Below are 26,934 nucleotides of genomic sequence, written 5' to 3'. Positions count from 1 at the left end.
CTAGTGTCTTGGCAAAGTTGTGAATTAGGATTAGACAGTGTAGATTTTTTTGCAATGCAAGGCGGAGGAAGGAGGCATACCGGGAGTATGCCGACTGACGATAAAGAAAACACGGTTTATACCGAGCGTAGCGAAGGCAAAAACCGTGTTGCCCTTATGCCGTTACGGCCAACGCAGCAGGGCGGAGAAAGATCCGCAAGATAACCCTAACTTCTAATCCGGTCAAGGCACTACTGTCAGCGCGGCAGTATAATCGTAAAAATACTGCCTTGGCCAGGCTGGCTGGTAACCTTAATGTCACCGCCGTGTTCGAGGATAATGCGCCGGCAGATGGACAAACCCAGTCCGGTGCCGGTTTCTTTTGTTGTATAAAATGCTTCAAAGATTTGCTGCTGCGTCTGCTCATCCATACCGCAGCCGGTGTCGGCAATTTCAATCCATACCGAGTCAGGGTGTTCGGTAATGGCTACGGTAAGTTTGTCTTTATCAGACATGGCCTGAAAGGCATTGCGGCAGATATTGATGATGACTTCTTTGAGATTTTCCAGGCAGCCATTGATATAGATAGGGTGGTCGGGCAGGCTGGAAACAATGTTTATTTTAAGCAGCAGCGATTCGCCGTATAAGAAGGCCAGTACGTCGCTAACCAGCCGGACGACATCTAATTGAATAAATGGTTTGTCATGCGGCCGGGACAGGGTTAGAAAATCGGAGACAATTAAATTAATATGATCAATTTCACTGCTGATCAGTGTGCAATATTCACTTACGTTTAACGTGTTGTGCCGCTCAACCCGGTTGTGAATAAGCTGAGCAAAGCCTTTTATCGCTGTCAGCGGGTTGCGGATTTCATGCACGGTACCGGCGGCGATTTGACCGATTGCCGCCAGCATCTCCAGATGCTGGACACGCTGCTCGCGTTCGCGCTCTTTATCCAAATTTTTAAAAATGCCGATGGCGCCGCTGCTTTGGTCATGGTCATCATAGACTGGAGCGACAGTGTATTCAATGTTTACAGTAAAGCAATTCAAGGAGATTGACGTTTTTTGCAATTGACTGGAAATTCCGTAGCGAACAGCCTGGCAGAAGCTGTTTTCAGCGGCCCATGACAGCCGGCAGGCCTGCCAGGCCTCCAGAATATTTAGACCGATTACGGTTGTGCGGTTAATGCCAAATAATTCTTCCGCCCCTTTATTAAAAATTTTTACGCGGCAGTTTGCATCGACAATAATTACACCGGCGGGAACAGCATCCCAAATAAGACCAGCTGAATTTACAGCAAGATAATCCGACACACAGATACCTCCGAATTGGGGGCTCTTTGGTGGAGCCGTTATTTTGTTGCAAGCCACTAGTACCGCAATACTATGCTTGTATCACTATAGTATAATATTATGTATAATTCAATTTAATTCATTTATTATATAAATAAAATTACAAATCCTGCTAATAGTAGTAATTATTTACTTGGCAGGGTTGCAAAGAAGCAGATAGGTGGGTATTTTAATGCGTTTGAGAAAAAAACCGTGGATAACTGAGGCCATTAAGGAATACCGGCATTTTGTATTCCTTGACCCCGGCGCTGAGGTTTGCGGGCAGTGGGCGGGGTTGTTTGGCCGGAAGGCTCCGCTGCATGTGGAATTGGGTACAGGCAAAGGCCGTTTTATCAGTGCACTGGCGGCCAGACATCCGGAAATTAACTTTGTGGGTATTGAAGCTCAGCAGGATGTAGTGTATTATGCCGCTCAAAAAGTACAGGAACAGAACCTTGCCAATGTCCGGCTGCTGGTGTTTGACATCAATAATATTACGGATATTTTCGCCGAGGGTGAAGTTGACCGGTTTTATATCAATTTTTGCGACCCCTGGCCCAAGGCCCGGCACGCGAAACGGCGCTTGACCCATTCCGGATTTCTGGCGAAATATCGCCGGCTTTTGTCGGCCGGCGGGAAGTTGTATTTCAAAACCGACAATAGGCCGTTATTCGATTTTTCCCTGGAGCAGTTTGAACAAAACGGTTTAGCGGTTGATCATATTGTGTATAACTTGCATAAAGTTAGCGGCGAGGAAAATATCATGACCGAATATGAGGCTAAGTTTAGCAAGCTGGGCGTAAAAATTAATCGCTGCGAAGTGTTTTTTCCATGACCAAAACGGCCGGGGCGGCATACAATGTAATAGCAAACGCATTGTGAGATGGGAGAGTGTTGCTATGGCGCGTCAGGCGATGACCTATACGGTTCCTCAGCCGTTAGAGCCGCTCAATATCGAAGAACTAAAATTCTGGCTGCAAATCATGCAGGAACACGCCTTGTTTATAAAGGCCGGGCTGACTTCCGGGGATAGTGGCTTAATTGATGAGGCGCAGGAGTTTCATCAGGAGTTTGGGGCTTTATTGCAGCGGGTGGAAAGAACGAAATCAATAAAGCAGTGCACAGAGCTTGTTGCTGAGATTTATACTGCTGTAAAGGAGCTTTACTGCTACAAACGGGAGTTATTGCAAGCCAAGCTGGCCGGCCGGTTAGGCGGAAGTAATTTCCCGCTGTTTTTGGATCACATATCCCGCGAGGCCGAATATTTTTTGCGGTTGTTAGACAGGATGCGCAGCGGGCGCGTCATACTCAAAGAAAGCTCTCAAACCCAGGAGAGCGTCTTTTGGCTGCGTTTGATGGGTGATCATGCCAAATTAATCAGCCATTTGCTGGACCCGACCGAGCGCGGGCTAATCAGGGTTGCCAATGAGTTTTCCGTGCAGTTTGATCACCTGGTGCTGCAAGGGCGGGATTTTGCCAGTATGCTTCATGTTCACGAAGGTGAAGTCAGAGCGTTTCGGCGGTTTATCCTGGATGTCAAGACAGATGTTCAACAACTGCGGGACTTTAAGAAAGCTGCTCACGATCTGATTGTCGAGTGCCGTCTGATCGGCCTGATTCCCGAAATGCTGGCCGACCACCTCCGGCGGGAAGCCGACCATTTTCTCATGCTGCTGGCGATGATGGAGCGCGGTTTAATGAAACACAGCGACGATTTCCTGCTGGAAGACGTACCATGTATTGATGATGAGTATTCCAGTCCGGGAAGAGAAACCGACAAAGCAAGCCAGATTCCTGACGACAGCCACCGTCCGCCGGCTGCTTTGGGAAGCAAGAGCCTGCAGGAGCAAAAGACTGGCGCGGCTCAGGCGGCTGCCGGCGATAGCCCGGCTGCCCAGTCCGATGGTGCAGAACCCGGCAAACCGTCCCTGCCGGCTGCGGTGGAGCAGGAAGCCCGGGAGGAAGCTGAAATTGCGGCAAAGCATAAGCTGAAAGCAGCTAAAGGATTTCAGGAATCTGAAAGCAAGAAGGCAAAAGCCGCCCAGACGGATGTCGGCAAAATTATGGGTAAGGCCAGTACTTATAAAGAAGCAACAAGTAAGCAGCCTGCGGGCAAAACCGAAGCAGAAGGGGCGAAGTCGGAAAAACCGAAAACAAAGTACAAGTGGGGCAGCGGCTTGCCCCGGTCCTTAGGCAAGGTCCGGAATTAAAAAACACTTGACAACAATTGGTTTATTCGCTAATATTTTTGACAATAGAATACATTAGACTCTTATCAAGAGAGGCTGAGGGACTGGCCCGATGACGCCCGGCAACCACGCAGTAATGCAAAAGGTGCCAATTCCAGCAGGATGCACTGTCCTGGGAGATAGGAGGCGGGCCGAATTTGAACGTCCTTCCTCTTTGGGAAGGACGTTTTTTTCATCATTGCCGCTGACGGCTGGGTACAGAGCACTGGTGACATTGAGGAGGATTGAATAATGACCGGAAATTTACCGTGTTTTCAGGGTTTTAAATGGCGTCGGCAGCTTAGGATGATCCAGGTTGCCGGAGAGCAGCATCCGCTGGTTCTAGCCCATGGCGGCCGTTTAACTGATGTTACTGTAGCCTATGAAACTTATGGTAAATTAACTGCCAAGCGGGATAATGTGATATTGGTTGCCCATGCTCTGACCGGCGACAGCCATGTCGCCGCGCATGATGAGGCTGATGAGCCGGGCTGGTGGGAGGCCTTGGTTGGCCCCGGCCGGCCGCTGGATACCGGGCGGTTCTATATTATTTGCGCCAATGTTCTGGGCGGCTGCCAGGGAACAACAGGCCCGGCCTCAATTAACCCGCAGACCGGCCGGCCTTATGGCGGCGCTTTTCCGCAAATTACCATCCGGGATATGGTGCGGGTCCAAAAGCGCTTGCTGCATTGTTTGGGCATCCACCATTTAGTGCTGGTTGTGGGCGGTTCAATGGGCGGAATGCAAGCTTTAGAATGGGCCGTAACCTATCCCGAATTTATGGATGGCATAGCGGCAATTGCCGCGCCGGGCTATAGTTCGGCTCAGGCGATTGCTTACAGCAACGTGGCGCGCCAAGCCATTATGCTGGACTCTGCCTGGCGAGGCGGGGATTACTATGGTACTGAGGGGCCCCGGCAGGGAATGGCGCTGGCCAGGGCTTTAGGCATGATTACATACCAAAGTGAGCCTTCCATGGCCGCAAAATTTGGCCGAAAGGCTCGTAACGATCGGTATGAAGTGGAAAGCTACCTCGAATATCAGGGAGATAAACTATTTCAGCGATTTGATGCCAATTCCCTGTTGTGTTTGCAGCGGGCTCTTGATTTGTATGATTTGGGCGCCGGCTATGCTTCTTATGCAGCAGCGTTGGCGCGAATTGAGGCCCGGGTGTTGGCAGTAGGCGTGAACTCGGATATTCTTTACCCTTCTTACCAACAGGCTGAACTGGCCCATAGCCTGCGTAAAGTGGGAGTAAGGTCGGCCTATGCCGAAATTGACAGCCCCCACGGGCATGATGGGTTTCTTCTTGATTTTCACCTGTTACGGCCGGTTTTACAGCATTTTATTGATACGATTGCTCCTACCCGCCAGCCCTGGAGCAGCCCCTTTTTCCGGCCTTCCCGCCTGGCTTATTTTGGCGCCTGCCTGGCGGTTGACCGCTAGGTACTAGCCCAGTACGGCCAGGCAGCTTAGAATTTCATTAGGCGAAGTTGTTACCGACAGCAAACGCTCGTTGACTAAATCAATCAGAGCGAGGTCGGCAAACATATTGCTGGTAGCTACTGCGAACCGGGGATCGGGCAGTATATACAAATTTGATATTGAACGTCCCAGTGTAATGTTTCCGGTGACCTCGGCCAGTTTTAGATCAAGCTTGGTAATGGAGCCGCTGTCTTCATTAATCACGTAGGCGCTGTGTCTGTCGGGGGCGACAGTGACACTGCAGGGATAGGCTTTTAAGCCGTTTGTGTGCAGCGGGCATTGTATGGTAATAACCGAAGGGATACTGTCGTCTGGTTTAGCCTGGTCAAAAATAGCCAGCCCCTCGCCGGTAAAGGAGTTTGCGGTAAAGGGGACCAGAATCTGAGCGCCGTTTAGGGCGATATTGGTGGGAATGCCTGCTATGGCGTGCTCTTGGATCAGTTGGCCCCGGTGGTTGAAAATAGCAATACTCCCGCTGTTTTGATGTTCCCAGGCAGTATAAACCTTTTGGCTGTCGGCGGCAATGCCAACGCAACTGGCGTTTTCCGGCTGGCCAAGGCTGGTCAGCGTCATTGCCGCTGTATCAACTGCATAGAGCATACCGCCTGGATCTGCCAGATAGGCCGCCGCTCCATCGGGCGTAAGGGTAAACTGCATCGGATGGGGTATTTCCATTGGCGAAGGGCAGAATGACAAGCTATGTAAATCAGCAACAAGGAGCCAGCCGCTGCCGTTGTTTCCGGCTGTTGCCAGATAAGCCCTGTTGGCGTCCGGCGCTAACGCTAAAGCAGTGGGGACATATCCGTCAGGGTAGGCCAGCTCGGCCAGAACTTCGCTCTTGGCGCCGTCTACCATCAACAAGGCATGAGCGGTTGCATCAATCAGGAGGAGTTTATAGGGCGCCCAATCCATATGATCACCTCTTTTTCGTTTGTCAGCGTTTTGGTACGGACACTCGGTTCACAGTCTCCTATAATATATTCACCAACAGTCTAAATTGCTTATTAGGCGAATAAAGTTTTTTCTGGTATAATTTAGCTGTCGGCAATTGCTGGCTGTAAGCGATTTTGGGTTGGAGGATCAAATGCAGAAGACGAAGTTATGGGTAAGCCCTGTTGAGGCTGTTTTATACATTATGTTGATTTTAGTTATCATTGGGACTGTGAATATTTTCAGCGCCAGCTTTGTGATGGCCGGGCAGCTGCTGGACGACAGCTATTTTTTCCTCAAACGGCACCTGATCAGTTTTGGCCTGGGGTTTGCGGGGCTGCTGGCTGCTGTCCGGCTGGATTATCATAAGCTCAGGCGGTTGCTGCTGCCAATGACTGTGGTAACGATCGCCCTGTTAATCGCGGTCAAATTTATCGGTATTGAAGCAAATGGCGCTAAACGCTGGCTGAATCTTGGCATTCAATTCCAACCATCCGAGCTGGCAAAATTAATGTCCCTCATTCTGACTGCCAGCTATCTGGGGCCGAAAATTGACCGTAACCGCAGGATCACCTTGATGTCCATGCCGATCCTGATTATTGGCATAACCGGCTTTATGGTGCTTAGGCAGCCGGACATGGGGACAGCGTCCATTATTGTGGGTTTATGTGTAATTCTCTACATTATCGCCGGCTTGCCGCGGTCGCAGCTTTACTTGCTATGTGCGCTGTGTGCGGCGGGAGCAGTATATTTAACTTATGCAGCCGCTTACCGGGCCGAGCGGATATCGGCCTGGATCAATCCCTGGGCTTTTCAGGATTCGACCGGCTATCAGACCGTTCAGTCCCTGCTGGCTATTGGCTCGGGCGGGTTTTTTGGCGCGGGGCTGGGCATGGGCGCCAGTAAGTTTTATTATCTGCCTGAAGCCCACACTGATTTTGCCTTTGCCGTGTTGTGCCAGGAAATGGGGTTTGCCGGTGCGCTGGTGGTATTGCTCTTGCTGGGAGCTCTGGCTTGTTACGGCGGGCAGATTGCCCGGCAGGCGCAGGACGGTTTTGGGAAAATGCTGGCCGTCGGCGTAACGATCCTCGTTGCCGGCCAAGGCTTGGCCAATATTGCCATGGTATCCGGGCTGCTGCCGGTCATTGGCGTTCCTTTGCCGTTCCTTAGTTTTGGCGGTACGTCCTTGATTGTTAATATGGTGAGCATTGGCATCCTGATGAGCGTGGGCCGCAAAGCCGGTCAAGGGCTGCCGCCGGAACCGCGGCGAACCTCCGGGCGGACGGCTGAGGGGCGGCGCAGGCTTCGGGTGTTAAGGCCGGGCGGCAGTATCAGCGGCTAGTGATAAGAACCGGCAGTGTTTAAACTCCTCCGTTTACGGCAATAATAGCAACAATAGCTGTAAGGAGGCGGAGTTATGCTGGGGCTCATTCGCATTGGCGCATATCTGCTTAGCGGTTTTACCATCTGGCATTTTTTCGACGGGAGCGGTATTGACGGGACATCGCTGGTGCAACGCCTGGCGCTTGATTCCGCGCATGGCATGATATTCGGCGTATGCGCCGGAGTCAGCCAATACACCGGGGTTGACGTAAGCTTAATCCGTTTTGCCTGGGCGCTGTCCTGTCTGTACCGCGGTCTGGGTATTATCTTATATATACTGGCGTTTATCATTATGCCGGCCTAATTGGCGGGCGGACTGTCTCAATGAGCGAATTGAGGCAGTCTTTTTTTAGGCCTAAAAAAAGCAAAGGCGTTTTTAACAGCAGGCTTTTTGTTGCGGGAGTAACAACGATCTAATGATTCACATAAGATATATTAGCTTTCATGAGAGGAGGGTCTACTTTGAGCAAAAAAAAGGCTGCAACAAAATGGTACGACGAAATGGATGATGATGATTTTGAAATGATTCACGCAATGGACAGTTTCGGCAAGCAAGACGGCAAGTGCGGGGAAGTGCCCGCAAATGTTAAGCTGGCTCATGCCTATGTTCCTTTTCAATGTTATCAGAAAGCTTTTTGTCCGGCTGAAGCATTAACGAAAGGGACTTTATTTCCCGAATTATGGGGCGTTTATCCAATACCGAGGTAATTGATTGGAGGTGAACTCGCAGTGAGTTGTGAGAAACAATTGGCAATGCTTAAGAAACTCCAGGAGATGGAATTCGTGGCCGTTGAACTCAATTTATATCTGGATACGCGGCCGTGTGATAAGGACGCACTGAATGACTATAACTGCGCTGTTGAGGCAATAAGAAAACTGGTGCGGGAATATGAGGAAGAGTTTGGCCCGCTGCTTAATTTTGGCATGGGCGGATTTAGTAAAGAGCCGTGGCAATGGGCGAAAGGGCCTTGGCCGTGGGAACTGTAGGGGGAAAATAAGAGATGTGGATATACGAGAAAAAGCTTGAGCATCCGGTCAAAGTTTCCTGTCCTGATGTAAAGTTTGCCAAAATGGTCATTACACAGTATGGCGGACCTGACGGAGAACTTGGAGCATCGCTCCGCTACCTCAATCAACGTTATTCTATGCCGACAGATCAGGCCAAAGCGTTATTGACCGATATCGGCACAGAAGAACTGGCGCATATGGAAATGATCGCGGCCATGGTCTATAAGCTGGTTGATGGCGCCACTTGCGAAGACTTTAAAGCCGCAGGCTGGGAAGGTCAGTATGTGCAGCATAATCATGGCTTGTTCTGGACGGATACGAACGGTGTGCCCTGGTGTGCTTCCTACATCGCCTGCCTGGGTGATCCGATTGCTGATTTGGCTGAGGACATGGCTGCAGAACAAAAAGCGCGGGTCACTTACGAACATCTGATCAGCTGTACCAATGATCCCTGCGTAAAAGACACACTGCGCTTTTTATGGCAGCGGGAAGTCGTACATTTTCAACGCTTTGGCGAGACCTTAAACGATATCCAGGAATGGATGTGCAAGTCGAAGCACGTATGGAACGGACATAAGTGTGACTGTGACAAGGATTAATGCTTGAATCGCTGAATGGTAGAAAAGGACTCATGCAGGATGCCGTTTGCCACCCCTGCATGAGCCTGTTACTTCAGCTATTTCCCGATGAAGACAGGAAAGTTAGCTGAGCAAATTTAAATAAGAGCCGAAAGTACGGGTTTTAACTTTATGCCTGTGCTGTTAATGGACAACCATTCTCCTTTACAGATTGCACGGCAGCATGGAAAAAAAGATTTTTGTAGCACAGGGGCGAGCAAAGCTATTTAGGATACGGGAATTTCACGATAAAGGTTGTGCCGCAATTTCCTGTCTCAATTTCTATTTGGGCATGATGCCGTTGCGCGATGCTGTAGCATATCGGCAGCCCCAGCCCAGTGCCGTCTTCTTTGGTTGTTACAAAGGGCGTGCCCAATTTCGGCAGTACTTCCGCCGGGATACCCGGACCCTGGTCTTGGATGAATAACACTACCTGGTTGTCTTCGACGGCAGTCCTCAGCGTTATACGACCGCCGGGCGCCATCGCTTCCAAGCCGTTTCGGACCAAATTTAAGAGAAGCTGACGTATTTCCTGGGCGTCAAGCCGTAATTCGGGCAGGCTGTCCGGCAATTCGGCAACAACCCACTTGGCGTGAAGCAGTGCATCTGACTCCATCAATGGCAGCAGATCGGCGACAATCTTATTGAGGCTTTGCAGTGACTGATCGACAGGTTTGTTCCGGGCGAGGGAGAGATACTCGGTAATGATAGCATTCGCTCTGTCCAGCTCCGTGAGCATCAGATCCAGCTGCGACTGGATATGCGCAAACTCCTGCCGGCGCATAAAGGTCTGTAAGAAACCGCGCACCGTCGTCATCGGGTTCCTGATTTCGTGAGCAATGCCGGCGGCCATTTCGCCAATCAGATTTAACCGGTCCATGCGCAACATCTCTTGTTCCATATGCCTGCGTTCAGTGATATCGGCTATAATTGACCGATATTGTGATCCATAGCCTTTGCCGCCCGGCAGCGGCATACTGATGATCTGCGCATGGATGGGCGCAGCGTTTTTGGGTGCCAGCTTTACTTCGGTGGTCACTTTTTTTCCGGTCAACCGGCAGGACCGCAGATGGGTAAAGAAAAGCTGGCAGCTTCCTTTGTCAATAAAAACAGACATAGGCATGCCAATGAGACGGGTACGTTCCATGCCTAATACTGCCGCACCAGTAAGGTTGATTTCAGTTATGCAGCCTTTAGCGTCAAACGTCAGATAGCCAACCGGCGCGTAATCATAAAGCTCGGCATAACGGCTGCGGGATTCTTCCAGTTCGCCGAGTGTATCCTGCATTGCCCGGCACTGGATTTCCAGATCCAGTTCCCGGGCCTGCAGATCATGTTTCAGCCGCGCCAATTCCCTTGTCAGGGCAACGCGTTTGCGTTTTATATCTAATCGAGCCACATGTCTCCTCCTGCGCGCCGGGTCAATCTCTTTTACCCGGCGCTGCTGAGCACCCTTGCATTATCCACTATTGGCCTGGGCCGACATCAAGGTTTAGCCGCCTGAGCGGCAATCATTTCAAATACCATAAGAATCAACAAGGCCTTGTTTTGCGGGTTGACCATCCGGCGGGCATTGATCAGCATTTTTTGGCTGCCGATGCCGGGGAGCTCGCAACTGGCCGCAAAATCCTCGAACGACTTGTCGTGCTTCAGAATATCAATCAGCATGGTGTGCAGTTGGGGGATGGCCCACTGACCGTTCTTAATTTGGAAGATTGACCGGCCGGCCATTGCCTCAGCGGTTAGACCAAAGAGCTGATAAAAGGCCTTGTTGGCGGTTTCCAACTCCAGGTCGGCGTTTAGAACCAGCAGCGGCTGTCGCACTGTTTCTACAATGGCCTCGGCATGTTCGCGCAATTCCTGCGCGATTTTAAGACTTTGTTTAATGACGTCAATATCGGCGAAAGTAATAATTACGCCATCAATTTTGTTATCCGTGGTCCGATAGGGTCGTATCTGCATGGAATACCAGCGGCCCCACCGGTCCTGAACTTCCTGCTCCCTGCTTTTTAGCGTATCGATTACCTCCAGGCAGGCCTGTTCCAGATCGGGAATATGGATGTTCGGCTTGATATTGTTGATCGGCCGTCCGACATCGGCCCCAATCAGGTTGAAGACCTTTTCGGCAACTGAATTGAATCGTTTTATGCGTAAATCGCCATTTAGGATTAGAACCGGAACGTGAATGCTGGACAGCAGATTGACCATATCGTTGTTGACATGGTTCAACTCGCTATTGCGGGTTCCCAGTTCCTCGTTTAGGGTCATCAGCTCTTCGTTCGTCGACTGAAGCTCTTCTTTGGCGGTTGCCAGCTCCTCATTCATGCTCTGCAGCTCTTCGTTGCTCAACTGTACCTGCTCGTTCGCATATCGGAGGTCATCGTTAGCGGCTTCGTGCTGATCAATGATTGATTGCAGGTACTCCTTGGTTACGGTGATTTCCTGTTTGAGGCGCAGAATCTCATCATCAGCCACCGGCTGCTGATCAGATTCCCGAGGCAGAGCGTGATTGCCAGGCCGGCGGTTGTATATCGGCTGTGAACCGGCTGTCTTGAATAATATCAGAAAAAATTCGCCTTTTTGGAACGAACCTTTGAGGGGAATAACATCGATATTGACCAGGAGGGAATGCCCATTCTCAAGGACGCACAGGCCTTCTTTGCTAACCAGGGAATTATCCTTCTTGGCCTGCTGAACAGCCGCGCGCAGGCCGGCAAGCAACCCATCCCGGGCCATTTTGAGCAGGTTTACGCTCGGCATGCCGGAAGCCGGCTCAAGATAGGCGCCGGTCCGGCCCCGGAACTGGATAATATCCAGCTTGCTGTTAATAATGACGCCAGGGGGGGTATACTTGCCGAGTACAATCCGGTTGGCTTCTTTTTTTACTTCAAGCCACGAACTGCCGTTTATAATTTCCTGCTCATCCCTGCTGTGGCTTTGGCTTGCAGCTGCGGGCTGAGCCATAGTAAAATCAAACAGCATCGGGGGGGCAATCGATTTTTTCGTATAAATCCGGTGCTTTTTATCTACCAGGTCGAATAAGTCGGCAAACAGGCCAATCGATTCCGACGGCCCCAGCATTAGAAAGCCATTGGGGTTAAGGGCGTAATGGAAAATCGGAAAAACTCGCCGGTGCAGCGCCAATCCGAAATAGATCATGACATTGCGGCAGCTGATGAAGCTTACCCGGGAAATAGGCGGGTCCTGTCCGATGTCCTGTCTGGCGAATAAGCAAATGTTGCGAATACTCTTACTGACCTGATAGCCCTGCTCTACTTCAATAAAAAAGCGGCTGAGCCTGCTGGAGGAAATATCGGCGGCAATTGACTGGGGGTAAATTCCAGCCCTGGCTTTGGTGATCACCGATTCGTTGATATCGGTGGCAAATATCTGAATTTGCCTGTGGACGGATTTGTCTTCCAGATATTCCAGCAAAGCGATAGCCAGTGAATAGGCCTCCTCTCCGGTTGAGCACCCGGGTACCCACAGCCGGATGGGGGCGCTGGCGGCAGTGCTGCTAAGCAGTAGGGGAAAAACGGTGGTTTTTAAGGCATCAAAGCTATGCGGATCACGAAAAAATTTCGTGATATTGATGAGCATATCCTGGTGCAGGGCGGCAAGTTCCCTGTCGTTTTGCCGAAGATAAGCGATATAATCGTCCAGCCGGTCTATGTTAAGCAGACCCATTCGGCGCATGATACGACGTTTTATCGTAAGCAGCTTATATTCGGTGAAGTTAACGCCGCTAACCTTGCACAGCAGGCTTACAATTATGTTCAGATTTTCGGTTTGGTCAGGAAACAGCTCAGTGGTTTTTGCCGTCGCGGCGCTAGCATCGGCTTGACCGAGGAGCGCCAGTTTTAAGGCAATTTCGGTTGGCGTCAGGACAAAGTCCACCATTTTGTCAGCGGTTGCGTTACGCGGCATGCTGCCGGTTTCCGCCGCTGGCGCCTGAGTGAAGGTAATGCCGCCGGCGTTTTTTATCGCTTTCAAGCCCTGGGCGCCGTCCGCGCCGTCGCCGGATAAAATGATGCCAAGTGCCTGATTGCCCTTATCCCGGGCCAAAGATTCGAAAAAAGAATCTATGGGTGGATATTGTTGTTCGCCGTCTTTTGGCGGTGCGGCGGTCAGCATTCCGCGCGAAACCGATAGTATTGCGCCTGGGGCAATAACGTAAATATGGTTGGGCCGGACAACGGCGTTCAACAGTACTTCGCTGACAGGCAGGGCTGTGGCGCTCGCTAAAATATTGGCCCAAGTGCTGTCATTGCCGGCATCCGGCTGTTGGATTACGACAAAAGCCATGCCGGTGGTTTCCGCCATAGCTTCAAACAACTGAATCAGGGCCTGAAGGCTGCCGGCCGAGGCGCCGATGCCGACAATCCGACATTGCTGTTCCGGTTGATTGCCGGCAGTATGACCAGTTCTCAAAACAGTTTTTGCAGTTTTTGCAGTCTTTGCCGTCGATATGGCGAGGTGTCTACGAAAACGCCGGTGGAGGATTTTATCGTTGGTATTACTTTTTCCCAAGACTGTTCTCCTCTCAAATAATCGTGTGGCGCTTATGGCGGCGATACACTAGAGTAGCAGCCACCAGCGGCACAAGACAAAATACTACAAAGCTTGTCAACTACCTACACGTTCTAGCAGTGTTGGGGGGATTCCTGCCGGGTGCTGGAAGTAATTTCTAGAATGAAAAACGGCCTGAGGCAGAAGAAGGCTGACTTCTGTATCAGGCCGTTTCTATTTAGCCGGTGTGTTGGCAATAGCGGCCAGCTGATCGCCGGAGATGACTTCCTGGTCGGTGAGAAACTGCGCCGCCTGCTGCAAAACCTCCGGGTGGTCGGTTAAAACCCGGGTTGCCGTTTCGTGGGCTTCATTTAAGAACAGGCGGATTTCCTCATCAATACAGGCAATGGTGGCGGGGCTTAAGTCATTTCGTCCGGTAACGCCGCTTGACAGGTAATTGCCGGCGGCGGCGGCATAGCGCACCGGTCCCAGTTTGGCGGACATGCCGAATTCGGTAATCATCCGGCGCGCCATTTCCGTGGCGCGCTCCAGGTCATTGGATGCGCCGGTGGAGGCTTCTTTGAAGATGATCAGTTCAGCCGCCCGCCCGCCAAGCATTACGGCCAGACGGGACTTTAATTCGCTTTCGCCGATAAGATAGCGCTCTTCTTCAGGCATTTGCAGCGTATAGCCCAGAGCTCCCTTGGCGGTTGGAATGATGCTGACTTTATGGACGGGGTCGGTTCCCGGTAAATAATAGGCGGTGAGCGCATGACCCACTTCGTGAAAAGCCACTTTCCGGCGAATGTCTTCCGAAAGCGGTGTTTTTCGCTGCAAGCCGGCCACAATCCGTTCAATGGCCAGGTCAAAATCAGTCATGGTAATGGTGCCCGAGTTGCGGCGGACGGCCAGCAGGGAAGCTTCGTTGGCGATATTCGCCAGTTCTGCGCCGGAAAAGCCGGCGGTTACTTTGGCCAGCCGTTCAAGGCTGACCTGATCGCTCAGCGGCATGCTCCGGGTGTGGATTTTGAGTATTTGCAAGCGGCCTGGCTCAGTCGGCAGGGTTACCTGTATCTGCCGGTCAAAGCGGCCCGGCCGTACTAAAGCCGGATCAAGAATTTCCGGGCGGTTGGTGGCAGCCATAATGACTACGCCCGAATTGGCTTTAAAGCCGTCCATTTCCGCCAGCAGCTGGTTGAGCGTGTTCTCCTGTTCGCTATTCCCGCCAATTCGTCCGATATTTGAACGGGCTTGGCCGATTGCATCAATTTCGTCAATGAAAATGATGCAGGGCGCTTTTTTCTGCGCCTGCTGGAAAAGGTCCCGCACTCTTGAAGCGCCGACGCCGACAAACATTTCGACAAAACTGGAGCCTGTCAGAAAGAAAAAAGGTACTCCGGCTTCACCGGCGGTTGCTTTTGCGAGCAGGGTTTTGCCGGTGCCGGGCGGACCGGCGAGTAAAATTCCTTTTGGCAGCTTAGCGCCGATGCGGGTGAACTTGTCCGGCGTTTTCAGATACTCTATCACTTCCCGCAGTTCAACCTCCGCTTCACCAACACCCCCGACATCATCAAATTTTACCCCGATCATTTCACCTTCAATTTCATGGGCTTTGCTTTTCCCGAAGGACATGGCGTTTGGGCCGGCCCCGCCCATCCGCTTGGCAATGAAGTACCAGATGAGAAATAACGGCAGCAGGGGGAGCAGCCAGCCGAACAGGGCGGTAAACAAGCTTTGGGTTTGCGCCTGGGCTGAAAACTCCACCCCTGCGGCAATCAACCGGTCAGTCAAGTCGGGATCGTTTACCGGCACTACATTTGCGAGCGTTTCCGGTTGTGTTTCAGTGGCTTTAAGATAAAAGATAATGCGGTCTGTTGTCAGAATAACGTGATCAATTTTTCCTTCGTTTAAGTTTGCCAGAAAAACATTGTAACTAACTTCGGTTTCGCGAATAATTAGCGGCTTATAGATGAGATCATTGAACAGCCAAGCCAGCAAAAGCGCGACGAAAAGAAAACCGGCGGAAAAATTCCGTTGCTTATTATTCACAGCGTTCCTCCTGTTGCAGAAATCTTCTGGTACTATTATATCCACTGGCGGTTTTGTTATGATATTGTCGTTAGGATTCGTAGCTTATCGGCGCTATGACTAATAAGCCGTCATCCTGCAGATACTTTAGTATGGCGACAGGCCGGTGCGGCGGCTTAAGAGGAGGAGCATAGTGAGAAATAAACTAATCATAGTTCGCAGGATGATGGTGAGAACCTTCTTTGCCAATTCGTTTAATCGCGATGTGGTGGTGCTGCTGATCTTCAGTGTGGCGCTTGGCGCCACACTGGCCGGACTGGCGGCAATGTCGGCTGACAGCTACTTTTCCGAAACGATATCCAGCCTGGTTGGCGATTACGGCGAATTTGACTTTTTAATCAACATCCGGGAAGAAACGAAAGCAGACGGCCGGGCCCAGCTGGAAAAAATTATTGCCCAGGTCTTTCCGGGAGCCAAACTGAAGGAAGGCCCGACCATAAGCGGTCTGACCAGTTTTCTGGTGGGCTTGCCGGAAGAGTTTAAAAATAAGCAGACTTATGAGAACATCGGCACAACGTTTGGCAGTGTGCCCGGACGTTCAGGCATTAGTATCATGACCGAGCCGCGCCTAACCGTTAAAGGAGTGCCGGAAGGAGCGCGGGACTTGGTTATCGAGCAAATTAGGCAAATTGACGGTGTGCAGTTTGCTTTTCGCGACGGCGCATCCGTGACGGCAATTCTCAGGTCGCTTGAGCAGGCGAATGCTGTTAATACTGAAGTTGAAGCGCTGCTTAGGCAGTACAAAATTATTGATATCGCTTTTCCGGTTGGCAGTGAACCTGAAAACCCGGTTCACTTAGGCGGGCAGATTGCCGATGCCATCAGGGCGGACGCAGGTTACGCGGAAAGCGTGTCTGTGGACAGCAATAATCAGGATCGGGCTTATCTGGCGAATACTATGCTGGAGTTAAAACGGTTTTTAAATGCTTATGCCACTAAAGTTACCATTAGGCCGGCGCCCGGCATTGTCCTGGCGACCGGGCAGCTCCTGGTTTTTCAGGGGGCGGCTTTGAATGCGCCTGTTCCCGGCGATACACTTGAAGCCGACCACGTTTTGGTCGAGGTGACGGCAATCACTGACAACGGGGTTGCTGAAGGCCGGATTGTCCAGGGCAGCGCCATACAGCTGGCTGCCAATCCACAGGCTTATCTGGCGGCCGATAAAGAAATAGGCGCATCTGCCGGTACCGCTGAGGAGAACAATCCCCGTCAGCGGTTAGGGGATGCCCTGAATGAGACCTCTAAGCTGGCGGTGCAAATTCCCGAGCTTTCCCGCGATGCTCAGCGTATGGCAGGCATTGCCGGTACTGCGCTGAGCAACTACAACAGCAGTCTGGAAACGGTAGAGCGGACGCTGACCAGTCTGGACAGTGCCAGCAGCACCATTCAGGCGGCGACCAGCGGCCTGGCTAATCTGGATACTACGGCGATCCAGACCCAGCTGGGGAATTCCTCCCGGGCCCTGGGCGGTCTTTTGACTACTCTGCAGGTTGTCCGGGTCCTCAGTCCGGATGTTGAAAATTCAATTGCCGGGTTGACGCAAACCCGGCAAAGCATTGAGCACTTACAGGCGGGAATGAGTGCGCTCGATCAGGTGGCGAACGATGGCAGGCAGGCGAGGGACGCCATTGACAGTATTGTTGTCAACGGCAATAGCACTGTCCGCAGTTTACGGTCATTTGACGTCAACGGGGCAAGGCAGACGCTGGCGGCGGCCGGCGGCCGGCTGGTCCAATTTGAGCAGTTTAATGCAACGGCGGTTGCCGAGCAGCTGCAATATCTGGGTGCAAGCGTGCCCCTTTTGCAGGATGCCGAGATCAGCAGCTCGATAAAGCTCTTGGATCAGTTTATCGCCGGTCAGGTAATTCCCAGTCAGCGTATTCAAATAATGACCAGCAGTGCGGTCACCACCGATTTTGCAGCACCGGTCATTTACCGTGAGGCAGGGCATACGAATTTATCCTTATATACCTCCGATCTGGGAATCATTGAACCGGACCCCCGGGCTGAGGTTATGATCATTTTAAGACAGGTAAAATCCATTTTGGCCGGCCTGATTTCCATTATTGCCGTTATTTTATTCTTAGTTCTGGATCATGCCGCGATTATGAGCGTTATTCGCCGCAATCGCATGATAAGGCAAGCGCCGCAGCCCAAGCGGAAGTTTCGGCTGCTCCAAAGGATAAGAAATGTGTTTGCGGCGCGTGAATGCTTTTATGGCATGCTTACCGGCGCGCTGTTAATGACCGCCATGTTTGTCCTGTCCGGAGGCGGAATCCCTTATTTGCCCTGGCTTGGCGTTCCGGTCATTGGCGCTCTGCTCGGATTATTGGTGGCCAACAACGCCGAAAAAATCAGCCCTGTTGCTGTGGATGAGGTGACTGCCGGGGAGGCCCTCGGATTGTCCTTTGATGAGATTATGCGGGAAATTGTCATTCCCAGCAGCCGGCCCGGCCTGCTGCAAAAGCTTAATCAGCGTAAGATGAAATTTAAATAGGCAAGGTGAGAATATGCTTACTGTACAAAATCTCTATAAACAATTTGGCAGTTTGGTCGCTGTCCGGCAATTCAGTCTTACGGTCGGCAAAGGGGAAACAGTCGTGCTGATGGGACCGTCAGGCTGCGGTAAGTCGACAGCTATCCGCGTCATCAACCGCCTGATTGAGCCTGACGAAGGCTCTGTCCTGCTTAACGGCGTCAATGTGATTGGGCTGAATGCGGATGAGCTGCGCGATGTCCGCAAACGCATTGGCTTTGTTTTTCAGCACTTTAACCTGATTGGCCGTTTAACTGCTTTGGAAAATGTTATGCTGGGCATGGTGATGAGCGGAATGCAGCAGGACACCGCCCGGGATAAGGCGGTTGAAGCGCTGACCAAGGTTGGCTTGGAGAGTCATTTGCAGCATAAGCCGGGGGAGTTGTCCGGCGGTCAGCAGCAGCGGGTCGGCATTGCCAGGGCTTTGGCCTATGAGCCCGAGCTTATGCTGTGGGATGAGCCTACGGCCTCTCTTGATCCCATTTTGGTGCGGGAAGTGCTGGTCGTCATGGAGGACTTGGCCCGCAACCGGGCCAGCGGCATGATTGTGGTAACTCATGAGCTGCCGTTTGCGCTGCGGGTAGCTGACCGGATCGTGCTAATGGATCAAGGCAGTATTGTGGAGGAAGGCGAACCTTCGCGGGTGTTTGTCCGGCCGGTTTCGGAAATTGGCGGAAAATATAAGGAACTGATTGAATACCAGATGAATACCAGTGCGCAAAGCCTGTACGGCAATGACTAGTCAGCGCTCAAACGGCAGCACCGGGTCGCGCTCCGTGGGTGTATGGAATGAATGCTTGTTAACATCCGGGCATTTTGTAATTGCATCACTGAACAACAATCGTCCGCCGGACAGCACAGCCGGCGGACGATTGTTGTATAATGCTATGCTGCTTTAGCTGCCAAAGGCCGAGAAGCTTCCGCCAGGACAACCAGCGAACCCCGCCAGAAAGAGTATCCCATGCGCTTTTTTCACGAATGACGTCCTCCCGGGTAAGGAGCGGCAAGCGGTAGACGGCGGCCGGCTCCTTTGGCTTAAGGTAAGACAATTTAACCAGCAGCGCCCCCCGGAATTTTATTTACTGGCCGCACAGGAAATTCGATAAATAATAAGGAAATATGTAGTATTGCTTTTCGCCGCAGGTTCAATTGCCTGAAAGGCTGGTCTGAATTACCGCTTTTTTAAAATCAGGCAAAGGGGAGGATAAACGTGCGTGAAAGTTTTACCGCAATTGATTTTGAAACAGCCAACCATCAAAGCAATAGCGCCTGCCAGTTAGGGGTGGCTGTGGTAAGCGACGGCAAAATTGTTGCCAGAAAATCCTGGTTGATCAAACCTCCGTCGAAAGTTTTTACCTTTTCGGACTTGCATGGGATTACTTACCGCATGGTTAAGGATCAGCCTGTTTTCGCTGATATTTGGACGGAAGTCAAACCTTATGTTGAGTATCAGATTTTGGCGGCGCATAATGCGGAATTCGATATCACCGTGTTAACGGAAACGCTTGACTATTATCAATTGCCAGTTCCCGAGCTTTACGTCATTGATTCAGTGGAAACCGCGCGAAAAGCCTGGCCAAAGCTAAGAAATCACAAGCTTTCAACCGTTGCCGCTTACCTGAACATTCCCCTGAATCATCATGACGCAGCTAGCGACGCCAATGCCTGCGCTGAAATTATTCTGCGGGCCGGCCCGGCAAACGTCGAAATTTATCGTGTGGCCGCTAAAGCCGGGCCTAAAGCTATAGATCTTTTTAGCGGCGAATATTAAACTGGGTTCTGCATTTACGCCTGCGGCATTTAGCCGCAGGTGTTGTTTTTATGTGCTGAGCAAATTTCCGGGCGGGATAGCATCAGCTAGCCGGCTGGCATAACATAATATAGAAGCAATGTTAACAAGGGAGGGCGCATTTGCATGCCGTTTTCCAGTGAGCTACAATTTTTTATCTGGACTGGCGGAGCGCTGCTGGCGGCCAATGCTTTGGCAATGACGCTATTTGTGCTGTTTAGCAGGCTTCCGGAAAGCAAGCTCAAAGAGAATATCCGGAGTATAATTTTTGAACTTGATAAGTTTGCCGATAGTATGGAGAATTCGGAAAAACGACGTTTGGCAATTCAGCATATCAAGGATATTTTAGGCTGGCGGAAGGCTTTTATCCCGGCAGTGCTTATTGGCTGGATCATTGATATTGAGGTAGCAGCCATCAGGAAAATGCAAGAGTCTACCGGTACACCCAATTTACATGATTAGGAACCCATAGTCTCCGGCTGGCTGCCGGAGACTATGGGTTCCTAATATTATGAGGCAGCTTGCCTTGTCTGCCCAAATCAGCTGCGGCTGGCATCTCGGCGCGGCCCGCTAAAACAACTCTCTATAAAACAGCCAGAAAACAATTGCCAGAACTGCAAGAATAAGCCAAATCCAAAAATTTGACAACAAGGCTAATATGATTACTATGACGATCGCCCATGTCATCATATTAACTCCTCCTATCTGGTTTACCATATCCTATGCATTGACAGGCAAAAAGTTTACCATAAAGCAAGCGCCGGTTAAGACTGACAGCAAGGTCTGTCCTGCTTGTGGCAAGCTGCCGGAAGTTGTGCCCGACAGCGGTTGCAACATGATAATTTTATTGCCGGTGAGTAGCAACTATGCCGCCAGCATCATAGGATACGGTAGCCAAAATAAATTAACTCCAAAGGAGGAGTCGTAATGGGATTTGGTCGCTTTGGTGGTGGCGGTGGCAAAGGTAGTTGGTGGATCATTATTATTATCATTATCCTGTTGATTTTCTTCTGCAACGAGGATGACTGTTCACCAACTTGCTGATAGCTTAATACATCCGCCTTGTGCAAACGCCGCTGCAGATTGATTTCTGTAGCGGCGTTTTGCGTTCTGCGGAGAACTGACCGCAGGCATAAGTTGATTTTGCTTACTGCCGGCGCGGGCAGACTGCCGGTTATATCCGAACAAACTCCCGTGCAGATTCGGTTAGGGCCGCGGCGTTCATGGCAAGGCGGCCGCTCAATCAGGTGTAACCGACGGGCGGTCAGTAATGGTCGATAATACTACAATTGTTTTTGTTTTTTGAATGCCCGGCAAGGTTTTAATCTTGTTTAGCAACTGTTCGAGCGAAAGCGTATTTGCCGTGATAACTTTCAGGGAGTAGTCATAATCACCGGCAATGGAATAACATTCCTGAACCTCCGTCTCCTGTTTAACAAAATCGGCGAACGAATCATGAAAACGCGGATGTTCCAAACTGATGAACATAAGAGCCATAAGCTGCTTATTTAAGAGCTGCGGATTCAAAATAGCGCAATATTGCTTAATAATTCCCGATGCTTCGAGTTTTTTTAAGCGTTCGCTGACGGCCGGCATTGACATGCCGACACCAGTGCTCAGGTCGGATATTGTACTCCGGGCATTTCTTTGCAGCAGCTTTAATATTCTAATATCAACAGCATCCATCTTTATCACCATTCCAGCCTTTATTTATCTGAATTTATCTTAATATGTTTTTCTGCTCTTTTCAATCTTATTTTATAGCGGGGCTAAGTCCCTGTGCCACTTTTTCAGCACCGGCTTGATCGTTTAACAGGTAAGCGGCACTGGCGGAGAAATAAGCATATCCCACTAACTGGGGGAAATGGTAAAATTAAAAATATTGACAATTATTATGGTAATATTCTACAATTAATGTCAGGATACGAGTTGTTCTGCCATACTATTATGCTGAATTTTAAATATTTAGGCAAACTTGCTGAAAGGCAAGGACGCAAAGCTATGGGTCTAAGGACGTTGTCTATGACCGCCAAGCCGCCATTTTAGCCAAGTGCTGAGATGTTTGCATGGATGGAGATCAGAAGACCAGGGCTTAGCACTGGTCTTTTTTATGTTCCTATCTACAAAAGATGGAGGCGCCGGCGCTGTGAGAGAGAAAATTCTTGAAGTGATAGACTCGGGTTCGAGCCAGGGGTGGTTGATGATTGATCACAATTATACGGTGATTTACGCCAACGAATCAATTTGTCAATGGCTTGCGCAAGAGCAGGTTGATTTTATTGGGAGTTCATTATGTGATGTCATTCAGCAGCAAAAGAAACATCCTATATCCGGACAATTACACAGTCCTTTAATTGAGACAATGAAGGTTGGCAAAGAACTGATCAGGCGGGAATGTTATTTGTCGGTGCAAGGCCGCAACAAATGGTTTTTGACCAATACCTATCTTATCGCCGGTGAGGCCGGAAAGCTGGAATACGTATTGGCCGATTATGTTGATATTGACAGATACAAAAAAATTGAAGCCAATCTGGATAATATCAACCTGAGTATCATCAGGTCCTTTGCGGAGGCAATCGGCGCCCGCGACTCCTATACAAAGGAACATAGCGAGGGCGTAGCCGAACTTATGCTGGAACTGGCCCAGTATATGCGCATGGGCCAGCATATCGTTGGGCGGGTGTATTTGGCCGGTTTAGTTCATGATATCGGGAAAATTGGCATTCCTGAGCATATTCTGAATAAACCGGGCCGGCTGACGGCGGAGGAATTTGCTATTATTCAGCAGCATTCTGCAATCGGCGCCAGTATCCTGGCCAATATCAACGGTTTTGAGGATATTGCCAGAGCGGTTCGCCATCATCATGAGCGGTTTGACGGCAGTGGCTATCCGGAAGGGTTGAGCGGTCTGGAAATTCCTTTGTTTAGCCGGATGCTGGCGGTGTGCGATACCTTTGATGCCATGACCAGCGCACGATGTTACCGGCAGTCATATCCGCCGGGGGAGGCTTTTGCGGAAATCCGGCGGTGTTCGGGTTCCCAATTTGACCCTGCGATCAGTAAAGCATTTATTGAAATGATGTACTACCGTCAGGCGGATAAAAAGCTTAAGTTATAGAAGGCATAATAAAATGAGGTGTCTTTAAGAGCGCGCTAAGACACCTCATTTTATTATCGCCTTCTTTGGTGCTTCTTCGCGGTTTGAGCGGGGTGTTTTTTTATTGCCCTGCAAAGCCGGTCGACTTCTGGCTGATTAAGGGGATATTTTTGTAAAGGGAAAATCATCCTTTGGCACGAATATGCTAATATAATAATTTTGAGAGGTTGAGTTTTATGCCCGGTGCTCCAGGAGTTGTGCTGCAGCGCAGAATCGCTGTTTTTATATCATTCATGTTCGTATTGATTTTAGTGTTAGGCGGACGAATTGCCTGGATTCAGTTTGTGGATGGCGATCAGTTGTCGGCCAAAGTGCAAAACCAGCTCAAAGAACGTAAAACACTGCAGTCGCCGCGCGGCGCCATATACGACCGTCAAGGGCGTGAACTGGCGATAAGCAGTTTAACCAAGTCTTTGTATGCCGATCCGGAACATTTGAATAAAGATGCTGATACCATTGCCGCTCTGCTGGCCCCGGTGCTTGATATGAAAGCGGAGCAGATCAAGGAGCGGCTTGATCGCGGCGGCAGATTTATCTGGCTGCAGCGCATGCTGGAACCTGAAGTTGCAAAAAAGCTGAACTCGCTTATTCAGGAACATGATATCAGAGGTTTGGGGTTTCTGGAAGAGAGTAAGCGCTATTATCCTAATGATAGTCTGGCGGCTCAGGTATTAGGCTTTGTCGGCACTGATGATGTGGGGCTGGATGGAATAGAACTGGTGATGGATAAGGTTATTAAAGGCGATTTGTCGGAGCAAGCCGTTATTACCGACAACCGCGGACTGCCCATATTTCATTCGATATTTACGTTTGCTGCACCCAGGCAGGGGAAAAGCATTCATCTCACGCTGGACAGTAATATCCAATTTATTGTTGAAAAGGCGTTGGATAAGGCAATGGACACTACCAAGGCGCAAAGCGCCGCGGTAATTATAATGGATCCCCGCAACGGTGATATTCTGGCTATGACCAGCCGGCCTACCTATAATCCTAACTATTTTTATCGCTATGATGCCAAGGATTGGAAAAACCGGGCGGTATCGGTTGTGTACGAACCAGGTTCGACCTTTAAGGCAATCGTAGCCGCGGCGGCGCTCCAGGAGGGGCTGGTCAGGCCTGAGGAAAGATTTAAGGACAGCGGCTTTATTGAGGTATCCGGTCGCCGTATTAAGAATTGGAGTGATGAAAGCTACGGGAATATAACTTTTTTGGATGTAATCAAAAATTCTATTAATACCGGTTTTGTCGAAGTCGGAATGAGGCTGGGGGCAGCCAAGCTGACGAGCTATGCCCGGCTGTTCGGCTTTGGGCAAGCTACCGGCATTGATCTGCCTGGTGAGGAAGTAGGAATACTGTTTAATCCTGATGAGATGCGTCCTTCCGATATTGCGACAATGTCGATTGGGCAAAGCATCGCGGTAACGCCCCTGCAGCTGATTACCGCCATTGCTGCGATTGCCAATGACGGTGTGCTGGTAAAGCCCCACATTATCAGAGAAATAAAATATACTGACGGCTCAGTATACAGCGCTACTGAGGTTCAGCCTGTCCGGCAGGCCGTCAGTCCGGAAACAGCGCGAACTCTGACCATGCTGTTAGAAAAGGTGGTATCCGAAGGCGGCGGCAAGCCGGCTGCTGTTAAAGGTTACCGGATTGCAGGAAAAACAGGCACTGCCGAAAAACTGCGGGAAGATGGCCGGGGTTATCAGGCCGGGCATTATATTGCCTCTTTTGCCGGTTTTGCGCCCGTGGAACAGCCACAGGTCGCAATTTTGGTAATTATTGATGACCCTGACGGTCTGTATTACGGAGGCCAGGTCGCTGCGCCAGTGGCCAGCGAAATTCTGGGACAAGTCCTAAGATATCTCGATATTATCCCGCAAGGAGAAAACACAGCGCCTGTAGCCAGACCGGTTGAGCCGCCGCCGGCCAGTCCGCCGCCGGTCAACGTACCGCCAGGCAAGGTTGCTGTTCCGTCCTTAACCGGAAAAAGCATGCGGCAGGCTGCTGATGAGTTGAGCGCATTGGGCTTGAGCATAATTCCGGTTGGTACCGGCGTGGCAGTGGAACAAAGCTTGCCCGCAAACGCAGTTGTTAATCCCGGCGATGAAATTACAGTATATTTTGAACCGCGCTAGGGTAAGATGATAGTACCTTGTCAGCCTTAAAACGGTAGAATAACGGCAGATAAGGGACTGGTACCTCAGCTGCGTTAAACTATGATCATCCAGCGAGGCAGAAGACTGCTAAAGCAGCCGACTGGTGAGGTACCCGGACGGATCATTTCACTGCGGGGGATAAGGGTGGAGAAAACACAGGCAATGCTGCTGCTGAAAGATGCGCGCCCATTAGCGGAGAAAATCGCCGAATATTTACGTCTGCATAGCAAAGCCGGCCATATTGCTGTGGCCGGGAGTATCCGGCGTTGTCTGGAAGCTGTGAGCGATATTGATATTGTTGCAGGCACTGCAGCCGGAGACGATCTTCTTGATTTTGCCCAATCCCTGCCGGGAATCGGTACAAGGCTGGAGCGCAGTTTGACAAGGCTTAGTGTACTGCTTACTGTTGGCGTCAAGCTAAGCATCCATGTAGTTGAGCCGCCGGATTTTTTTGCAGCGTTGTATTATTATACCGGCAGTGCTGCGCATAACGCGCAAATTGCCGCCTGGGCTAAGCAGGCTGGTTTTAGCTGGAGTGAGCAGGGACTGTTTGCTGCAACCGGTGAGAAAATATTGTTGAGGGACGAACAAGAGCTTTGCCGGTTGCTAAAGCTTGCGTATATTGTTCCGGAATTACGGGAAGGCTATGCCGAAATAGACCTGGCCCGGGCGGGGAAATTGCCGTTGCTGGTGACGGCGGCGGATATGAAAGGCGGTTTGCATGTTCATACCGACTATTCTGACGGGAGCGACACGATTGCCGGTTTGCGCCAGGCCGCGCAACGGCTGGGCTGGGCTTATTTAGGGATTAGCGACCATAGTCAGTCGGCTTTTTATGCCGGCGGGTTGAAAACGGCGGCAGTACTAAAGCAGCGCCGCGAGATTGACCAGCTTAATGCAACCAGCGATTTTACTATTTTAGCCGGAATTGAAAGTGATATAAAACCTGATGGATCGCTGGATTATAGTGATGATATTCTGGCCGGGTTTGATTTTGTTATTGCTTCAGTCCATTCGGCTTTCAAGCAAGATGAGCAAACGATGACCAAGCGAATCATCAAAGCAATGTCTAATCGCTATGTCAGCATACTGGGACATGCTACCGGCCGGCTGTTGCTGAAAAGAGCGGGTGTTCGCATTGATTTGCCTGCCGTCATTGAGGCGGCAGCCCAAACCGGGACGATCCTGGAGATAAATTGCAACCCCAACCGTCTGGACTTGGATTGGCGCTGGCACGGGCAGGCCAAAGCCGCCGGGGTGCTGCTGGCTGTTAATCCTGATGCTCATTCTATCGCCGAATTATCTTACCTTGACAATGGTTTGGCGTCCGCCCGTAAAGGCGGTTTAACAGCAAACGATATTATAAATACCCGCAGTCTTAAGGAGCTCAGGCTGTTGTTAAGGCGTAAACGTTGATCAGGGCCTGGATTTTCACATAATAAAAGGGCGGCTAAGCCGCCCTTTTTGAAACATTATTGTTGAGTATTGCTGGTTCCAGCAATGCCGGATTCATATTGCTCAATCATGCGGCGAACCATATGCCCACCTACTCGACCGCAGTCTGCCGATGTCATAGTAGCCCAGCCGTTTTGACGAACAGTATCAGCGATGCCCAATTCGGAAGCTATTTCATACTTCATGCTGTCAAGGGCGTTTGCTGCGCCAGGATTAACAGGTTTATTGCTTCTAGCCATTGTTTGTCACCTCCTTGCTATCGTTGTAATCATATTAT

22 protein-coding genes and 2 riboswitches are annotated in these 26,934 nt (G+C 50.6%); of the genes, 15 read left to right on the top strand and 7 right to left on the bottom strand.

Features of this window, described 5'->3' with window-relative positions; genetic code table 11:
- Positions 1–236: 236 nt before the first annotated feature.
- Positions 237–1,295 carry a two-component system sensor histidine kinase NtrB gene (locus BLR06_RS17390; RefSeq protein WP_139164534.1) on the bottom strand — a complete coding sequence of 353 codons (1,059 nt, stop codon included), beginning with the start codon at positions 1,293–1,295 and terminating at the stop codon, positions 237–239.
- Positions 1,296–1,506: 211 nt separating this feature from the next.
- Here BLR06_RS17390 and trmB point away from each other — a divergent pair, with 211 nt between their 5' ends.
- The 3 genes from trmB to metX all read left to right on the top strand — a co-directional run bounded on the left by trmB (position 1,507) and on the right by metX (position 4,987).
- Positions 1,507–2,148: a tRNA (guanosine(46)-N7)-methyltransferase TrmB gene (gene trmB / locus BLR06_RS17385; RefSeq protein WP_092074863.1), complete on the top strand. Its 642-nt coding sequence runs from the start codon at positions 1,507–1,509 to the stop codon at positions 2,146–2,148.
- A gap of 64 nt (positions 2,149–2,212) precedes the next feature.
- Positions 2,213–3,523: a DUF2935 domain-containing protein gene (locus tag BLR06_RS17380; protein ID WP_092074862.1), complete on the top strand. Its 1,311-nt coding sequence runs from the start codon at positions 2,213–2,215 to the stop codon at positions 3,521–3,523.
- A 59-nt stretch (positions 3,524–3,582) separates the two neighbouring features.
- A riboswitch (SAM riboswitch) is annotated at positions 3,583–3,688 on the top strand.
- 105 nt (positions 3,689–3,793) lie between these two features.
- Positions 3,794–4,987, top strand: coding sequence for a homoserine O-acetyltransferase MetX (gene metX, locus BLR06_RS17375; RefSeq protein WP_092074861.1), 1,194 nt, complete (start codon positions 3,794–3,796; stop codon positions 4,985–4,987).
- A gap of 3 nt (positions 4,988–4,990) precedes the next feature.
- Here the strand turns inward: metX and BLR06_RS17370 are convergent, their stop codons facing one another.
- Positions 4,991–5,938, bottom strand: coding sequence for a YncE family protein (locus tag BLR06_RS17370; RefSeq protein WP_092074860.1), 948 nt, complete (start codon positions 5,936–5,938; stop codon positions 4,991–4,993).
- Positions 5,939–6,110: 172 nt separating this feature from the next.
- Between BLR06_RS17370 and BLR06_RS17365 the strand changes: the two genes are divergently transcribed.
- The 5 genes from BLR06_RS17365 to BLR06_RS17345 all read left to right on the top strand — a co-directional run bounded on the left by BLR06_RS17365 (position 6,111) and on the right by BLR06_RS17345 (position 8,946).
- Positions 6,111–7,298, top strand: a complete 1,188-nt coding sequence (locus tag BLR06_RS17365; protein WP_092074859.1) for an FtsW/RodA/SpoVE family cell cycle protein — start codon at positions 6,111–6,113, stop codon at positions 7,296–7,298.
- Between the two features lie 75 nt (positions 7,299–7,373).
- Positions 7,374–7,643 (top strand): PspC domain-containing protein, encoded by a 270-nt coding sequence (locus BLR06_RS17360; protein ID WP_092074858.1) that lies wholly within the window; start codon positions 7,374–7,376, stop codon positions 7,641–7,643.
- Positions 7,644–7,801: 158 nt separating this feature from the next.
- A complete protein-coding gene (locus BLR06_RS17355; RefSeq protein WP_245698216.1) occupies positions 7,802–8,047 on the top strand; it encodes a spore coat associated protein CotJA in 246 nt (81 codons plus the stop codon).
- A gap of 21 nt (positions 8,048–8,068) precedes the next feature.
- Positions 8,069–8,326 (top strand): spore coat protein CotJB, encoded by a 258-nt coding sequence (locus BLR06_RS17350; RefSeq protein WP_092074856.1) that lies wholly within the window; start codon positions 8,069–8,071, stop codon positions 8,324–8,326.
- 14 nt (positions 8,327–8,340) lie between these two features.
- Positions 8,341–8,946 (top strand): manganese catalase family protein, encoded by a 606-nt coding sequence (locus BLR06_RS17345; RefSeq protein ID WP_092074855.1) that lies wholly within the window; start codon positions 8,341–8,343, stop codon positions 8,944–8,946.
- A 241-nt stretch (positions 8,947–9,187) separates the two neighbouring features.
- Here BLR06_RS17345 and BLR06_RS17340 read toward each other — a convergent pair whose 3' ends face one another.
- From BLR06_RS17340 to ftsH, 3 genes are all read right to left on the bottom strand, one after another.
- Positions 9,188–10,363 carry a two-component system sensor histidine kinase NtrB gene (locus BLR06_RS17340; protein WP_245698215.1) on the bottom strand — a complete coding sequence of 392 codons (1,176 nt, stop codon included), beginning with the start codon at positions 10,361–10,363 and terminating at the stop codon, positions 9,188–9,190.
- 86 nt (positions 10,364–10,449) lie between these two features.
- Positions 10,450–13,494, bottom strand: coding sequence for a CheR family methyltransferase (locus tag BLR06_RS17335; RefSeq protein ID WP_245698214.1), 3,045 nt, complete (start codon positions 13,492–13,494; stop codon positions 10,450–10,452).
- A 213-nt stretch (positions 13,495–13,707) separates the two neighbouring features.
- Positions 13,708–15,522 carry an ATP-dependent zinc metalloprotease FtsH gene (ftsH, locus tag BLR06_RS17330; protein WP_092074854.1) on the bottom strand — a complete coding sequence of 605 codons (1,815 nt, stop codon included), beginning with the start codon at positions 15,520–15,522 and terminating at the stop codon, positions 13,708–13,710.
- 172 nt (positions 15,523–15,694) lie between these two features.
- Between ftsH and BLR06_RS17325 the strand changes: the two genes are divergently transcribed.
- The 4 genes from BLR06_RS17325 to BLR06_RS17310 all read left to right on the top strand — a co-directional run bounded on the left by BLR06_RS17325 (position 15,695) and on the right by BLR06_RS17310 (position 20,348).
- On the top strand, positions 15,695–18,058 hold the full coding sequence (locus BLR06_RS17325) for a hypothetical protein (RefSeq protein ID WP_245698213.1): 2,364 nt from the start codon (positions 15,695–15,697) through the stop codon (positions 18,056–18,058).
- 13 nt (positions 18,059–18,071) lie between these two features.
- On the top strand, positions 18,072–18,839 hold the full coding sequence (locus BLR06_RS17320; RefSeq protein WP_092074853.1) for an amino acid ABC transporter ATP-binding protein: 768 nt from the start codon (positions 18,072–18,074) through the stop codon (positions 18,837–18,839).
- A 468-nt stretch (positions 18,840–19,307) separates the two neighbouring features.
- Positions 19,308–19,868 carry a 3'-5' exonuclease gene (locus tag BLR06_RS17315; protein WP_173812935.1) on the top strand — a complete coding sequence of 187 codons (561 nt, stop codon included), beginning with the start codon at positions 19,308–19,310 and terminating at the stop codon, positions 19,866–19,868.
- A gap of 144 nt (positions 19,869–20,012) precedes the next feature.
- Positions 20,013–20,348, top strand: coding sequence for a hypothetical protein (locus BLR06_RS17310; protein WP_092074851.1), 336 nt, complete (start codon positions 20,013–20,015; stop codon positions 20,346–20,348).
- Positions 20,349–21,125: 777 nt separating this feature from the next.
- On the opposite strand, the gene BLR06_RS17305 is transcribed toward BLR06_RS17310, so the two are convergent.
- A complete protein-coding gene (locus BLR06_RS17305) occupies positions 21,126–21,572 on the bottom strand; it encodes an Lrp/AsnC family transcriptional regulator (protein WP_092074850.1) in 447 nt (148 codons plus the stop codon).
- 272 nt (positions 21,573–21,844) lie between these two features.
- A riboswitch (cyclic di-GMP riboswitch) is annotated at positions 21,845–21,928 on the top strand.
- Positions 21,929–22,032: 104 nt separating this feature from the next.
- On the opposite strand from BLR06_RS17305, the gene BLR06_RS17300 reads away from it, so the two are divergent.
- From BLR06_RS17300 to BLR06_RS17290, 3 genes are all read left to right on the top strand, one after another.
- Entirely contained in the window at positions 22,033–23,004 is a 972-nt protein-coding gene (locus BLR06_RS17300) for an HD domain-containing phosphohydrolase (protein WP_173812933.1), read from the top strand.
- Between the two features lie 215 nt (positions 23,005–23,219).
- Positions 23,220–25,181, top strand: coding sequence for a penicillin-binding protein (locus BLR06_RS17295; protein WP_092074848.1), 1,962 nt, complete (start codon positions 23,220–23,222; stop codon positions 25,179–25,181).
- 81 nt (positions 25,182–25,262) lie between these two features.
- The gene (locus BLR06_RS17290; RefSeq protein WP_092074847.1) at positions 25,263–26,618 is read left to right on the top strand and encodes a DNA polymerase/3'-5' exonuclease PolX; all 1,356 of its coding nucleotides are present in this window, start codon (positions 25,263–25,265) and stop codon (positions 26,616–26,618) included.
- Between the two features lie 56 nt (positions 26,619–26,674).
- Here the strand turns inward: BLR06_RS17290 and BLR06_RS17285 are convergent, their stop codons facing one another.
- A complete protein-coding gene (locus tag BLR06_RS17285) occupies positions 26,675–26,896 on the bottom strand; it encodes an alpha/beta-type small acid-soluble spore protein (RefSeq protein ID WP_092074846.1) in 222 nt (73 codons plus the stop codon).
- Positions 26,897–26,934 lie beyond the last annotated feature (38 nt).

Source organism: Dendrosporobacter quercicolus, assembly GCF_900104455.1.
GTDB classification, from domain to species: domain Bacteria; phylum Bacillota; class Negativicutes; order DSM-1736; family Dendrosporobacteraceae; genus Dendrosporobacter; species Dendrosporobacter quercicolus.
The sequence above is the reverse complement of the archived record's forward strand: the minus strand, read 5'-3'. Positions and strand labels throughout refer to the sequence as shown.

What these genes read in the sequence shown, in the direction of transcription:
- trmB (WP_092074863.1), top strand. Translation starts at nt 1,507, where the DNA reads ATGCGTTTGAGAAAAAAACCGTGGATAACTGAGGCCATTAAGGAATAC.
- BLR06_RS17380 (WP_092074862.1), top strand. Translation starts at nt 2,213, where the DNA reads ATGGCGCGTCAGGCGATGACCTATACGGTTCCTCAGCCGTTAGAGCCG.
- metX (WP_092074861.1), top strand. Translation starts at nt 3,794, where the DNA reads ATGACCGGAAATTTACCGTGTTTTCAGGGTTTTAAATGGCGTCGGCAG.
- BLR06_RS17370 (WP_092074860.1), bottom strand. Translation starts at nt 5,938, where the DNA reads ATGGATTGGGCGCCCTATAAACTCCTCCTGATTGATGCAACCGCTCAT.
- BLR06_RS17365 (WP_092074859.1), top strand. Translation starts at nt 6,111, where the DNA reads ATGCAGAAGACGAAGTTATGGGTAAGCCCTGTTGAGGCTGTTTTATAC.
- BLR06_RS17360 (WP_092074858.1), top strand. Translation starts at nt 7,374, where the DNA reads ATGCTGGGGCTCATTCGCATTGGCGCATATCTGCTTAGCGGTTTTACC.
- BLR06_RS17345 (WP_092074855.1), top strand. Translation starts at nt 8,341, where the DNA reads ATGTGGATATACGAGAAAAAGCTTGAGCATCCGGTCAAAGTTTCCTGT.
- BLR06_RS17320 (WP_092074853.1), top strand. Translation starts at nt 18,072, where the DNA reads ATGCTTACTGTACAAAATCTCTATAAACAATTTGGCAGTTTGGTCGCT.
- BLR06_RS17310 (WP_092074851.1), top strand. Translation starts at nt 20,013, where the DNA reads ATGCCGTTTTCCAGTGAGCTACAATTTTTTATCTGGACTGGCGGAGCG.
- BLR06_RS17305 (WP_092074850.1), bottom strand. Translation starts at nt 21,572, where the DNA reads ATGGATGCTGTTGATATTAGAATATTAAAGCTGCTGCAAAGAAATGCC.
- BLR06_RS17295 (WP_092074848.1), top strand. Translation starts at nt 23,220, where the DNA reads ATGCCCGGTGCTCCAGGAGTTGTGCTGCAGCGCAGAATCGCTGTTTTT.
- BLR06_RS17290 (WP_092074847.1), top strand. Translation starts at nt 25,263, where the DNA reads ATGATCATCCAGCGAGGCAGAAGACTGCTAAAGCAGCCGACTGGTGAG.
- BLR06_RS17285 (WP_092074846.1), bottom strand. Translation starts at nt 26,896, where the DNA reads ATGGCTAGAAGCAATAAACCTGTTAATCCTGGCGCAGCAAACGCCCTT.